Origin of the sequence: Marinomonas polaris DSM 16579 (assembly GCF_900129155.1) — a bacterium.
GTDB lineage: Bacteria > Pseudomonadota > Gammaproteobacteria > Pseudomonadales > Marinomonadaceae > Marinomonas > Marinomonas polaris.
This window is the reverse complement of the sequence record NZ_FQVF01000014.1, coordinates 18,865-32,143: the sequence shown is the minus strand read 5'-3', so window position 1 is coordinate 32,143 and position 13,279 is coordinate 18,865. Positions and strand designations below refer to the sequence as shown.

The 13,279-nt window shown below is 43.5% G+C and carries 16 protein-coding genes; 15 read left to right on the top strand and 1 reads right to left on the bottom strand.

The genetic code is table 11. The features are described from left to right. Positions 1-70 precede the first annotated feature (70 nt). From BUA59_RS14955 to BUA59_RS14910, 10 genes are all read left to right on the top strand, one after another. A complete protein-coding gene (locus BUA59_RS14955) occupies positions 71-322 on the top strand; it encodes a type II toxin-antitoxin system Phd/YefM family antitoxin (RefSeq protein ID WP_072840500.1) in 252 nt (83 codons plus the stop codon). Next, entirely contained in the window at positions 312-599 is a 288-nt protein-coding gene (locus tag BUA59_RS14950) for a type II toxin-antitoxin system RelE family toxin (protein ID WP_072840499.1), read from the top strand. Before BUA59_RS14955 ends, BUA59_RS14950 begins: the two co-directional genes overlap by 11 nt. A gap of 161 nt (positions 600-760) precedes the next feature. Then, entirely contained in the window at positions 761-1,249 is a 489-nt protein-coding gene (locus tag BUA59_RS14945) for a DUF2127 domain-containing protein (RefSeq protein WP_072840498.1), read from the top strand. Positions 1,250-1,535: 286 nt separating this feature from the next. Further along, positions 1,536-2,531, top strand: a complete 996-nt coding sequence (locus BUA59_RS14940; protein ID WP_072840497.1) for an ABC transporter substrate-binding protein — start codon at positions 1,536-1,538, stop codon at positions 2,529-2,531. Positions 2,532-2,535: 4 nt separating this feature from the next. Then, complete coding sequence (locus BUA59_RS14935) at positions 2,536-3,360, top strand: ABC transporter ATP-binding protein (RefSeq protein ID WP_245813163.1); 825 nt, start codon at positions 2,536-2,538, stop codon at positions 3,358-3,360. Then, complete coding sequence (locus BUA59_RS14930; RefSeq protein WP_072840496.1) at positions 3,338-4,132, top strand: ABC transporter permease; 795 nt, start codon at positions 3,338-3,340, stop codon at positions 4,130-4,132. Before BUA59_RS14935 ends, BUA59_RS14930 begins: the two co-directional genes overlap by 23 nt. 14 nt (positions 4,133-4,146) lie before the next feature. Next, positions 4,147-4,623, top strand: coding sequence for a nucleoside deaminase (locus BUA59_RS14925; protein ID WP_072840495.1), 477 nt, complete (start codon positions 4,147-4,149; stop codon positions 4,621-4,623). A gap of 139 nt (positions 4,624-4,762) precedes the next feature. After that, positions 4,763-5,749, top strand: coding sequence for an isopenicillin N synthase family dioxygenase (locus BUA59_RS14920; protein ID WP_072840494.1), 987 nt, complete (start codon positions 4,763-4,765; stop codon positions 5,747-5,749). Positions 5,750-5,967: 218 nt separating this feature from the next. Next, positions 5,968-6,111 carry a type II toxin-antitoxin system HicA family toxin gene (locus BUA59_RS24345; protein ID WP_425435122.1) on the top strand — a complete coding sequence of 48 codons (144 nt, stop codon included), beginning with the start codon at positions 5,968-5,970 and terminating at the stop codon, positions 6,109-6,111. A 42-nt stretch (positions 6,112-6,153) separates the two neighbouring features. Then, positions 6,154-6,561, top strand: coding sequence for a type II toxin-antitoxin system HicB family antitoxin (locus BUA59_RS14910; protein WP_072840493.1), 408 nt, complete (start codon positions 6,154-6,156; stop codon positions 6,559-6,561). Positions 6,562-6,662: 101 nt separating this feature from the next. On the opposite strand, the gene uraD is transcribed toward BUA59_RS14910, so the two are convergent. Continuing rightward, a complete protein-coding gene (gene uraD, locus BUA59_RS14905; RefSeq protein WP_072840492.1) occupies positions 6,663-7,184 on the bottom strand; it encodes a 2-oxo-4-hydroxy-4-carboxy-5-ureidoimidazoline decarboxylase in 522 nt (173 codons plus the stop codon). A gap of 193 nt (positions 7,185-7,377) precedes the next feature. On the opposite strand from uraD, the gene uraH reads away from it, so the two are divergent. The 5 genes from uraH to BUA59_RS14880 all read left to right on the top strand — a co-directional run bounded on the left by uraH (position 7,378) and on the right by BUA59_RS14880 (position 13,279). Next, the gene (gene uraH, locus BUA59_RS14900) at positions 7,378-7,749 is read left to right on the top strand and encodes a hydroxyisourate hydrolase (protein ID WP_072840491.1); all 372 of its coding nucleotides are present in this window, start codon (positions 7,378-7,380) and stop codon (positions 7,747-7,749) included. A 293-nt stretch (positions 7,750-8,042) separates the two neighbouring features. Beyond that, on the top strand, positions 8,043-9,221 hold the full coding sequence (hpxO, locus tag BUA59_RS14895; protein WP_072840490.1) for an FAD-dependent urate hydroxylase HpxO: 1,179 nt from the start codon (positions 8,043-8,045) through the stop codon (positions 9,219-9,221). 185 nt (positions 9,222-9,406) lie between these two features. Continuing rightward, entirely contained in the window at positions 9,407-10,327 is a 921-nt protein-coding gene (locus BUA59_RS14890; protein ID WP_072840489.1) for an ArsR/SmtB family transcription factor, read from the top strand. 299 nt (positions 10,328-10,626) lie between these two features. After that, on the top strand, positions 10,627-12,135 hold the full coding sequence (gene arfA, locus BUA59_RS14885) for an arabinosylfuranosidase ArfA (protein ID WP_072840488.1): 1,509 nt from the start codon (positions 10,627-10,629) through the stop codon (positions 12,133-12,135). 43 nt (positions 12,136-12,178) lie between these two features. Continuing rightward, on the top strand, positions 12,179-13,279 hold the full coding sequence (locus BUA59_RS14880) for an ABC transporter ATP-binding protein (RefSeq protein ID WP_072840487.1): 1,101 nt from the start codon (positions 12,179-12,181) through the stop codon (positions 13,277-13,279).

Here is a 13,279-nt window from a genome sequence, read left to right as displayed (position 1 = left end):
AAAAAATGTAGCTCCTCACAAAAAAAAGATCTAAAATATGACCTAAATTTAGTGCTTATTTGAGGTTCCCATGAGACAAGTATTAGCGAATTACACCGCCAGCATTTCTGAGCTAAAGAAAAACCCAACGGCTTTACTTAACGAATCTGGTGGCTCTGCTATTGCTATTTTAAACCATAATAAGCCAGCTGCTTACCTCGTCCCAGCTGAAGCCTATGAGCTTTTGATGGAGATGGTAGATGATATTGAACTGGCAAAACTTGTCGAAAACCGTCGTGCTGATTTATCAAAAGCGGTCGAAGTTAGTCTAGATGACTTATAAACTAAAATTCCTCCCTGCTGCACTAAAAGAGTGGCGCAAATTAGCACCACAAATTCAAACACAATTTAAAAAGAAGCTAGCGGAGCGACTAGAAAACCCGCATGTCACTACCTCAAAGCTACGCGGTTATGATTGCGTCTACAAAATAAAACTAAGAACCTCAGGCTATCGCCTAGCTTATGAAGTCATAGACGATGAAGTCGTCGTTTATGTGCTGGCAATTGGAAAACGAGACAAAGACGCAGTTTATAAAAAACTCGCCTCTCGGATTGATTGATTTTAATTCTTTCGCAAAAAAAGCCTAGACAAGCAAGCTAGACAACACTTTTCAAGTTACCGTAAATATTATTTATTTTTCAACAATCTATTGGCTTTATACTGGTATAACTAAGCATGCACTTGTTGTACACATACTATTTGGCTTATTAAGAGGTCGAGATGACACCATCCAAAAATGGGCTGAAAGCCATCGCATTTATAGAGGCGCTAAAAGGCTTAATATCTCTTATCGTAGGATTAGGAATCCATGTCTTAGCTGGCGAGAATTTACAAAAAATAGCTGAATCCATCGTCTCTCACGCTCATCTAAATCCTGCGAGCCATTTTCCAAGTATTTTCCTCCATGCTGCGAGTTCAATAACAGACAGCAATATGAGCCTGATTGCTTTGGGTGCCCTAGCTTATTCTCTGGTTCGATTCGTTGAAGCCTATGGTTTATGGAAAGCGTTTGTTTGGACTGAATGGTTTGCCTTGGTAAGTGGGGCAATCTATTTACCATTTGAGATCTATGAAATCATTTTTCATACACACATTTTGACTGTCTGCGTATTTTTGTTGAATGTCGTAGTGGTTTGCTACATGGCGAGTGTGCTTTACAGTAAACGAAAAAAAGACACAGAATTGCTACTACCCAGTAAAACCTCATAGAACTAGATTTGATATCTACCCTCCATTTCCAAGCAAATCATATTTACTTCCCCGTCTACTGTTACACCCAATATTACTTTTTTAATGCACCATTTTGTTTCACCCTCTCTACTTAGAACCTTACAAGCCTTATCACTCAAGGCCTTATATTTTTTATTTTTACAATAAATTCAATAACTTAAATAAAAATCTACACCTCCATGAAAAAATGGAACAAATGTTGCTAACTTATATCCATGTGAAACAAGCGGGTCTTTAGTCCCTATTAATTGTATGGAGCATGTTTATGAAAGCGGCAAAAAAAACAGCAATCCGATTGACTCTTTTAGCCAGTCTCATCTCAAGTACTTCTGTCATGGCGGCAGATCAAGTGACGTTTCAATTAGATTGGCTACCAGGCGGTGATAAAGCGCCTGTTTATGTGGGTATTCAACAAGGTTTCTTTGCTGATGAAGACTTGGAAGTCAAGATTGCCAGCGGTCGTGGTTCTACCGATGCGTTGACTAAGATGGCAACGGGCCAATCTGATATTGGTAGTTCCGATATTGGTGCTTTGATGGCAGCGAAAGCACAAGCCGATGTACCTGTAGTCGCTGTCTTCCCATACTTCACCCAAGCTCCTCATGCGTTCTTTGTACTGAAAAGCAGCGGTATTAAATCCATTAAAGATTTGAAAGGCAAAAAAGTCGCGACTTCGCCTTTCACTTCATCAAATGCTTTCTTACCTTTGGTATTGAAACAAAACGGTTTGAGCGAAAGCGATATTAAATTAGTGAAATCTGATCCGGGTGCATTAGCGCCGATGATGATCACTGGTAGCACCGACACCATTATTGCTTGGGTTACCAACACGGCACTTTATGACGCACAAGCAAAAGGCGCAGGCAAAGAGCTGATCGAAATGCCGTGGTCAAATTCTGGTTTATCCCTTTATAGCTCATCTGTTTTAGCCTCTGAACGCTTTTTAGAAGAACGTCCAGATGTGGCGAAACGCTTCATAAAAGCCTTTGCCAAGTCCATTGAATTCACTTACGCAAATCCAGATCAGGCCGGTATTGACCTACACAAAATGGTACCAGAAGTGGACGCCAGCATTGTTTCCGCACAAATTAAGAGCATTTATAGTTTGGTGTATAACGATGTCACGACAAAAGATGGCTTCGGTAATTTCACCGACGAACGCATTCAAAAAACATGGGAATACGTGGCGGAAGCAAATGGTTTAAAAATGGATGCTATCGATCCAAAAACCGCAGTAAACAGCAGCTTTAAACCGGAGTAACCACATGGAAAACAACAAGGCTATGGAAGATATGAACTCCATTGAAAATAATGCTAAAGCGGCCTACGTCAGCATGAAAAACGTGGGTCATAAATATGATCCACGTCCAGAAACACCTATGGTCGTGCAAGGTATTGATCTCGACATCCACCGTCACGAGTTCGTTGCGGTGGTGGGGCCTTCTGGTTGTGGTAAATCAACATTGTTGCGCATGGTGGCGGGCTTGCTTATTCCGTCACATGGTGAAGTGTCAGTATTTAATTTACCAGTCACCGAACCTCGTGATGACGTGGGCATCGTTTTTCAAAAGGCCAATTTACTGCCTTGGTTAACCGTGCGCAAAAACGTGCTATTTCCACTCAAACACAAATACGGCAGCTACTCCGCCAGCGATGAAAAACGCGCGAACGAATTACTTGAAATGGCGGGCTTAACCCAATTTGCTGACAAGATGCCAGACGAGTTGTCTGGTGGCATGCAACAACGCGTAGGCATTATTCGCGCACTGTTGCTTAACCCAGACATTCTGTTGATGGACGAACCTTTCTCGGCGCTAGACGCGTTAACACGTGAGCAAATTGGTTTTGATTTACTCGATATTTGGAAAAAGAATCCAAAAACTGTGTTGTTTATCACCCATTCTATTAGTGAAGCCGTGTTGTTATCCGATCGTATTTTAGTGATGAGCAAACGCCCTGGCACGGTTCTGGATTTGATTGAGGTGGATTTACCTCGTCCGCGTTCTTCGAAAACCATTAACTCCCCACGCTTTGCTGAGCTAACCGATTTAATTAGAGGCTATATTTATGAACCCAACGTACCAGCCTAAATCTTGGCTTGCACAGCAGGCAAACCGTTTCGCGCCTGGCTTGTTCTTTATCGGCCTTGTGCTGTTATGGGAATTAGTTTGTCGTTTCGGCAATGTGCCAAACTACATTCTGCCGTCTCCATCAGCGATTTTTACCGCCTTTTTTGATGTGGAGTTTTCTCGTTGGTTAACGCATCTTTGGGCGACATTACGTGTGGCTTTGATGGGTTTTGCCTTGTCTATCGTCATTGCGATTCCGTTGTCGATTGGCATGATGCGTTCTGAGTTGATGAACCGCGTGTTTTATCCTGCCTTGATCGTTATTCAATCAACTCCTGTGGTAGCCGTTGCGCCTTTGATCATCGTATTGCTTGGTACAGACGACCCATCTCGCGTGCTGATCACTTGCTTAATCACCTTCTTCCCTCTTGTTGTATCAACGACGACAGGCATGCTGGAAACTCCTCCAGAAATGATAGAGCTAAGCCAATCTTTGCGTGCTCCGCGTTATCGTGAAACATGGCAGATTCGTATCCCTTATGCGATTCCACACATTTTCAGTGGCCTTAGAGTGTCTATTACTTTGGCGATTATCGGTGCCGTGGTGGCGGAATTTGTCGCCGCCGAAGAAGGGTTGGGCTATTTCATCCAGTTCTCCACGTCGTTCTTTAAAATTCCGCAAGCGTTTGCGGGGCTGATTTTCTTGTCGGTTATCAGCTTGTTGTTGTTTAAATCGATCCAGTGGATTCAGGCTTGGTTTTTTCCGTGGAGCCTTCCTAAGAAAAAATATTAATAATAGAGACAGATATGACATTAAATACAAGAGACTCTAACTTTTTACGCCAAAGCTTTGCCCTTGCAGATGAAGCCAAACAACAAGGCATCCACCCGTTTGCGGCGATCTTGGTCGACGATGAAGACAATGTCCTAATGACACAAGTGAACGGCTATTTGCCAGATTTCGATATGACAGGCCATGCAGAGCGCAAGTTAATGACTCGCGCTAGCAAAGCCTATCGTCCTGAATTTCTGGCAAAATGCACCATGTATGTTTCCGCTGAGCCTTGCGCCATGTGTGCAGGTTCTGCCTATTGGGCCGGATTAGGACGACTGGTGTATGGATTAAGCGAAGACAGCTTGAAACAGATCACCGGGAATCACCCTGAAAACCCAACCTTGGCTTTGCCTTGTCGCACCGTGTTTGAATCGGGACAACGAAAAGTGGAAGTTATCGGGCCTTGCCTTGAAGAAGAGGCAACGAAATTGCATGAGGGTGTTTGGTAACACTAAATAATCGGAGTAGAAGCAGTCAGACGCGTTCTCTTACTCTATTAAAAGAGTAAGAGTGCGTTCGGTCATTGCTCCATTTTCCACTAGGCAAAAACGCCTAGTTATTTTAAACCTAGGAGAATGGGAGAGAACCATGACTAATTCATACTCACTTGAAGAACTACAACGCGAAACCACTTTTGGTGGTGCAGGCGAAGACACCAACGATCGAGAAATTCGCATCATCGACATGAGCGATTTTGAAAATCGTCGCGAGGAAATACGCGAGCAACTTTGGCTCGCTGCGACCGAGATTGGTTTTTTCCAATTAAGTAACCACGGCATTGATCCAAAGGAAATAAAAGCCGCATTCAGCGAATCCGAACGTTTCTTTAATCTTCCAGAAAGCATTAAAAGCCAATACCCAAGACCCAAAAGCGTTAATGCGGGTTGGGAAAGTCGCAGCCAAATTCGCCCTTCTACTGGTACCAAAGATCAAAAAGAATCCTATCAAATCACCCAATACCACATGGATAATTTGTGGCCGACTGAAGAAGAGTTGCCAAACTTTCAAGCTAATACACTGCGTTTTGAAAAACAATGTTGGGAAGTTGGCATGAAGGTATTGTCTTGCTTTGCCGACAAGCTCGGCTTTGATCGAGACTTCTTTAGCAAGGCACACGAACCTCGCCAGCCGGACTACCAAAGTACCTTGCGCTTGTTACACTACTACGCCACAGAAGGTGTCACCGAACAGGGTAATATGTGGCGTGCTGGCGCGCATACGGATTTCGATTGTTTAACCTTATTATTTCAACACGAAGGCCACGGCGGTTTACAAGTTTGCCCGGGTGCGGAAGCTGAAACTCAACGTTGGACAAGCATTCCGCCCCTTGGCGGCGTGATCACCTGCAACATCGGCGATATGCTCATGCGCTGGAGCGACGACCAACTTAAATCCAACCTGCACCGAGTACGTCAACCACGCGTCGACGAATACTGCGGCAGCCGTCATTCCATCGCCTTCTTCTGCCAAGCCAATAAAACGCAGATCATCCAAGGCCCTGCAAAACGTTATCAACCTATCAGCGCTGCAGACTTTTTAACCCAACGCATTCAGGCTAACTTCGTCGATAAATAAACTTTCATACTACACAACATAAACCGCCATCGATTATTACAAAACGATGGCGGTTTTTTATGCCTCACTCAATATAAAATTAACCTTTAAGGCATCAATTAGTAAACAAAAAAGCTTACCTTACGTTTTACTTAGTAAACATTTTTGATTACTCTATATTCAGTTCATCAGCACGGAGGCAAGATGAAGCAAAGTGAATTCAGACGATATTTGGAAAAATGGGCGTAGAGGTCAAACAAGGTACCAACCACTTAAAGCTCTATTACAAAGACAAGCGATCTGTTATGCCAAGACATCCCTGCAAAGAAATAGCCGAAGGCACAAGAAAAGCAATTCTCAAACAACTAGGAATAGACGATTGAAACCTATCTTAAAGGTACTCTTTCCAACAGCTGGAGAAGAATATGAAATACCCAGTCATTATTAAAAAAGACGGAAATGGCTACAGCGTCAGCTTTACAGATATCCCTGAGGCGCTAACCTGTGCAGACACCTACGAAGAAGCATTAGCCGAAGCTGCAGACGCCTTGGTTACAGCTTTTGAGTTCTATTTTGAAGATGAGCGCTCAGTTCCCTTACCATCTAAAGTAAAAGGCGAATCTGTCAGTGTACCGCTAAGTATTTGGAGCAAAGTCCTGTTGCTGAATACCATGCTTGAAGAGCATGTATCACAAGCAGAACTGGCAAAACGTATTGGTAAAAAGAAGCAAGAAATGCAACGTATTATCAACCTTGGCCATAATACAAAAATCGATACGTTAGTCTCTGCCTTAGAGGCACTAGGAAAAAAAATCAGCTTCTCTGTTGTTTAAACTTATTGTTTATCCAAAGAAAAAATAGAAAGATAAACAACAAACCGCCATCGATTAATACAAACCGATGGCGTTTTCTATCTTAACAACTCAGAACGATTTTAGAGGTCCGCTAATCTAAAACTTGCAATTTTATGCACTTCGCTCATGGCGCGGTCAAATTCTGTTTGCCAGTCATTGGGCGTTCTGGCTTCAAACCCTGTAAGTATCTGATCCTTAGTCGCGCCTTTTACGGCCATGATGAAGGGAAAACCAAACTTCTCTCGATAGGTATCGTTCAGCTGTAGGAAGTATGCTAGCTCTTCTTCTGAGCATTGATCCAGCCCTGCTCCTGCTTGTTCTGAGGTTGAGGCATGAGTCAGCTCGCCTGCTAAAGCCGCTTTGCCTGCTAAATCTGGATGAGCGCGAAGCAGTATGAGTTTTTGTTCGTCAGTACTTTGCTCTACGATGTCAGCCATGGTGTCTTTGATTTTGTCGATACTGTCGAAATACTCACTTGGATGCTCGACTTTTTGTCGCCATAATTCTTCTGCAACCCAAGTGGAATGCTCATAAATACTGCTAAATAAAGCGATAAAATCCACTTCTTCCATTTGACTAATCGCAGCTAACGGGTCTTGCATAATAGGACTCCAAATTCTGACGGCTCTAAAAAATTCTTATAAAAAAGATCTGTATGAATAACAAAATACGCTATACAGAAACACATGGCACAAATATTGATCTCTATGAAACAATATTTTCAGATCCATTTCACTTATAAAGACGCTTACTGCAAAAATCAGGCAAGCTTTCACATTAGATTGAGGTAAAACAATGGGATACTTAACCACTCACATTTTAGATACAACAAAAGGCGTTGCTGCGGCTGGCGTAAAAATACATCTTTACCAGCATTCTGCAGACGGCCAACGACAGCTTATTCATAGCACTGTGTCCAATAACGATGGCCGCTGTGATCAACCCTTGCTGCAAGCTGATAGCTTCTCTGTGGGTGTGTACGAACTAGAGTTTGGCATTGACGAGTACTTCGCTGACTCTCTCGAAGACTCAGACAATAACAAACCTACCGCTCCTAGTTTCTTAAACACGGTCATCATTCGCTTCGGCATCAATGATGAAAACGCCCATTATCACATTCCACTGCTTGTCTCGCCTTATTCTTACAGCACTTATCGTGGCAGCTAGTCTTATGTAATTAGGCTTCAGCCCAAGGCTTAATGAGCCAGAATGAAGCAAATATTACAAAATCCGCACCAAGATAAATCATTTTCTGCCCTGTTGGTCAAAGAAGAAAATAAGCCTCTTTCTTCTTTGACCTATCACCACTGATTACGTATCGCCCTAAAACAAAGGTTTCACACACTAAAATATAGGTTCATTTGTTTCATGGCATATTTATTGCCATTTACTCCTTTAACAAGAAATTAAAAGTTCGCTAAGACAACGCGAAAACGAGCGATAGATTAAAGGGGAATCATATGAAAGCACTTATTATAGGCGCTGGTATCGGTGGCATGTCAGCGGCAGCAGCATTAAAACAACAAGGCATCGAATGCGATATTTTTGAAGCGGTAAAAGAAATCAAACCTGTTGGTGCCGCGCTCTCTATTTGGTCTAACGGCGTAAAATGCATGAACCATTTAGGTATGGGCAGCATTATGGATGAACTCGGCGGCCCGATGCACAACATGGCGTACCACGACGGTATAACCGGAAGCGTGATGACGCAGTTCAGTCTTGCCCCATTAGTTGACGCTGTTGGCGAACGCCCTTGCCCTGTATCTAGAGCAGACCTACAAAGCCAAATGATCGATTGGTGGGGACGTGATAAAGTTCAGTTTGGCAAACGCATTGAGAAAGTCGAGCAAAGTGACACAGGTGTAACCGCGTATTTTACCGATGGTACCAGTGCTGTAGGTGATTTTATGATTGCGGCCGACGGCACACATTCTGCCGTACGTGCTGATGTCATTGGTTATCAAACCGAGCGCCGCTACGCTAATTATGTAAACTGGAATGGCTTGGTAGAAATCGATGAAAGTATTGCCCCTGCCAATCAATGGACAACCTTTGTTGGCGAAGGCAAACGCGTTTCTATCATGCCTATTGCCAGTGGTCGTTTTTACTTCTTCTTTGATGTGCCATTACCAAAAGGCCTAGCAGAAGACAGAACAACAGTGATTGCCAATCTAACAGGTTATTTTGCAGGTTGGGCTGAACCCGTTCAAAAACTGATTGCAGCCATTGATCCTGAAACCACCAACCGCATCGAAATTCATGACATAGAACCATTCGATACCTTGGTAAAAGGCAATATTGCCCTACTCGGCGATGCTGCCCACAGTACAACTCCAGACATAGGCCAAGGCGGATGCTCTGCACTGGAAGATTCTGTTGTTCTCGGACAGTGCTTTGCTGATCAATTTAAAGAGAAAGGCAAAACCGTTTCAGGTGTTATCGCTGCATTGAAAAACTACGAAGAAGCTCGTCGCTTCCGCGTCAAAGATCTTGTACTAAAAGCTCGTAAACGTTGTGATGTTACCCATGGTAAAGACATGCAAGAAACCCAAGCTTGGTACGACGAACTAAGACATGAAACAGGCGAAAACATTATTGCAGGATTGCGTACTACTATTATTGGTGGACCGTTGGCTTAATTCAAAAAACTCTTTAGAAATCACTAAAAAACATTTAAAAAAGCTATTTAAAACTAAAGGTTGATGATCGTTTTCTTGTATTAATAAAGCGATCATCACTTACTTTTAGTAACAATTAATCAACAACTAAAACTTGATAAGAATCATAAATCTCGATATAAAGTCACCTTCAACTGGAGATGACGATGAGTAAAAAGTTCTTATTGCTAACCCCCGAAGATGGAGCAGATGTTCTAAAAAGCCTAGCAGCGCCTGCACGATTGGCAATATTGTCCTTGTTACATGAAAAAGGGCCGATGAATGTCAATGACATTGCAGACCTTCTCGAACTGCCCCAATCATCAACTTCCAGTCATATTAATTCCCTCGAAAGTGCCGGTTTAATTACCACCGAAAGCCAAAAAGGCCGTAAAGGCAGCCAGAAAATTTGCCGTGCAACACACGAAGAAATCGTCTTATCTTTCTGTAACACCAAACAAAATCAAAACAACGTCATCGAAGTCGCTATGCCTGTGGGCCTATATTCTGAGTTTGATGTGATGGCGCCTTGTGGTTTGTGTTCGGAATCTGGCATTGTTGGCTTCTTAGACAGTCCAGATACTTATCTTTCTCCTGATCGTATGCGTGCCAGTTTGTTGTGGTTTACCAAAGGCTATGTGGAATATCAATTCCCCAACAATGCTCGTATTGCAGGTCAGACAGTGAAAGAGCTAGAGCTGGTGATGGAGCTGTCATCCGAAGTGCCTGGCACGTCAGAAAATTGGCCTTCTGATATTCATATCTCTATCAACGGCAAAAAGGCTGCGATCTGGACTGCTCCCGGCGATTACGGCGATCGTCGTGGTAAACATACACCCGATTGGTGGAAGCTTGCTGGCAGCCAATACGGCCATTTAAAAAGCTTTCGTGTCACAAAAGATGGTACTTACATCGATGGTGTACGGGTTTCTGATATCTCTTTGAAAGATCTTGCACTGGAAGACCATAGATCCATTCGTGTGCGAATCTCTGTTCCCGATGATGCTGAACACCCTGGCGGCATCAATATTTTTGGCAAACAATTTGGCAATTACGACCAAGATATTGTACTACGCCTTCAATCTTAACCTCACACACAGCATCTTATTTTCTGATGTAGATGTCAGTAAGCCTGCTCTAATAAATAAAAATTAAAAAACTATAAATTTCAATACCTTAGTAACTTCCCAAGCACCTACCACTTTCTTTTTTCGTTGCAAATCACACTTATACATACCAATTTTGGTATTTTGTTGCACAAAAAATAAACGTCTTATTGATTGACCTTAGGTCAAACATGCTTTTAATATCCACTTATCAGATAAGAAACAAAAATTCAGATACTTAATATATCTTAATATCCTACAAAAATAAGAAAGGAGTAAGCATGCGCGCTAACGTAACCGCACATAAAGATTATGTGATTGCCAAAATAGACCCTCGCCTTTATGGCTCTTTCATCGAGCATTTAGGACGCGCTGTTTACAGCGGTATCTACGAACCAGGTCATGCAACTGCTGATGAACATGGTTTCCGTCAAGATGTTATCGAACTCATCAAAGATATCGATGTTCCCGTTACTCGCTACCCCGGTGGTAACTTCGTTTCTGCTTATAACTGGGAAGATGGCATTGGGCCAAAAGAAGATCGCCCAACTCGCCTAGATCTTGCTTGGCACACATCAGAAAGTAATGAAATTGGTATTCATGAATTCGCTGAATGGGCAGAACAAGCCGGTACAGAAATGATGCTAGCGGTGAATCTTGGCTCACGAGGTTTAGACGAAGCTCGTGCTTTTCTTGAATATGTGAATCACCCAGGCGGTTCTTATTGGTCTGACCTTCGCAAGCAAAACGGCCGTGAAGAACCTTGGGACGTTAAGCTTTGGTGTCTGGGTAATGAAATGGATGGACCTTGGCAAATCGGACAAAAAACTGCCGCTGAATATGGTCGAGTAGCATTTGAAACTGCTAAAGCCATGCGCGCTTTCGATAAAAATATCGAGCTAGTCGTTTGTGGCTCTTCTTCCCCTAAAATGCCAACCTACCCTGAATGGGAAAGCACAGTACTAGATTATACCTACGACACAGTCGACTACATTTCACTGCATATGTATTTCGATAATCACGAAAAAAACACCGCCAATTATTTAGCCAAAGCCAGCTTACTTGATAACTATATCGACACCGTCGCGGCGGTAATTAAAGCCACTAAAGCTAAAAAACGCTCCAAACACGATGTGTATATTTCCTTCGATGAATGGAACGTCTGGTATCACTCCAATGAACAAGACAAAAAAATTCTCGGTGGCAATGACGGTTGGCCACATGCTCCAGCTTTGTTAGAAGACATTTATGACTTTGCCGATACGCTACAAGTTGGCTGTATTCTGAACACCTTTATTCGCCATAGCGACGTGGTCAAAATTGGCTGTTTGGCGCAATTGGTCAACGTTATCGCGCCGATTATGACAGTCAAAGACGGTCCAGCGTGGCGTCAGTCGACTTACTATCCATATTTGTATGCGTCCCAATACGGCCGTGGCACAGCACTCAATCTTGCGGTGCAATGCCAAGGCTACGATACAGAGTTCGCCAGTGATGTTTCCTATCTGGATATTTCTGCGGTGGTATCCGATAAAGATGGCGCACTAACTTTCTTTATTGTTAACCGTCACCCAGACGAAAGCATTGAATTGGATCTGTCTCTGCAAGGATTTACACATCAGAAAGTCATTATGGATAAAGTCATGGCGGGCCATGCACTTGACGCAAAAAATGGTCCAGATGCAGAGCAAGTAGCACCAAAAGATGGCCAAGGCGCAGCAGTCAAACAGCAACAATTAACGGCAAGCATTGCTCCTATGAGCTATCGCATGATTCGACTTGGGGTGTAATACCCCAAGATTTTCCGTTTAAAACTTGCTGAGAGAGGAAACCATGTCCGCATCTATCTCTATAAAAAATATAACAAAGCGATATGACAGCGTTACCGTATTAGACGACATCAACTTACACATCGAAGACGGTGAATTTGTTGTATTCCTTGGCCCTTCTGGCTGCGGAAAATCCACCTTATTGCGCATGATTGCGGGGCTGGAATCCATTACAGAAGGTTCTATCGATATTGGCGAAAAACGCATTGATACCTTGCCTCCAGGTCAACGTGGCGTCGCCATGGTATTTCAATCCTATGCGCTCTACCCTCACATGACGACTCGCCAAAACATGGCGTTTGGCCTAGAGAACGTCAAAGTCGCCCAAGACGAAATTGATCGTCGTGTTAATGATGCGGCGAAAATTCTCGAAATAGATCACTTGCTGGATCGTAAACCAGGACGACTTTCTGGTGGCCAGCGTCAGCGCGTCGCGATAGGTCGCGCCATTGTCAAAGAACCTAAAGCCTTCCTATTTGATGAGCCACTATCCAATTTAGACGCAGCGTTACGCGGCAGAACACGATTGGAACTGGCGCAACTCCACCAGCGCCTTGGCTCAACCATGATCTTCGTGACTCACGACCAAGTGGAGGCCATGACACTGGCGGATCGCATTGTCATCATGCACAACCAAAAAATCGAACAAATCGGCACACCCATGGAGATTTACCAATATCCGGCGAGTCGTTTTGTCGCGGAGTTTGTTGGCTCTCCGCCAATGTCTATGTTGCCGATTAATAGTATTGAAAATACGCCTGATGGTGTGACGGTCGAAGTCAGCGGTGCTGGCAAAGTCGTTACTGCGATTGTCCTTCCACCAGAGTTCAACGCCACAAATGCGGTTATCGGTATTCGAGCGGAAGACACCGCGGTGGTTGCCGCTGAAGAAGATGGCCTTGATCTGACCATAAAAGTGATTGAGCGTCTCGGTGATCGTACGCTTCTTTACGGTATTTTAATCGATGGCACAGATCTTATCGTCGAAGATTCAGGACGCTCAAAAGTAAAAGCTGGCGATACGGTACGCGTGTCAATTTCGCCTCAGGCTGCGCATATTTTTGACGGTGATGGCCTTGCTTATCACAGTCAAATGGAGGTGTAA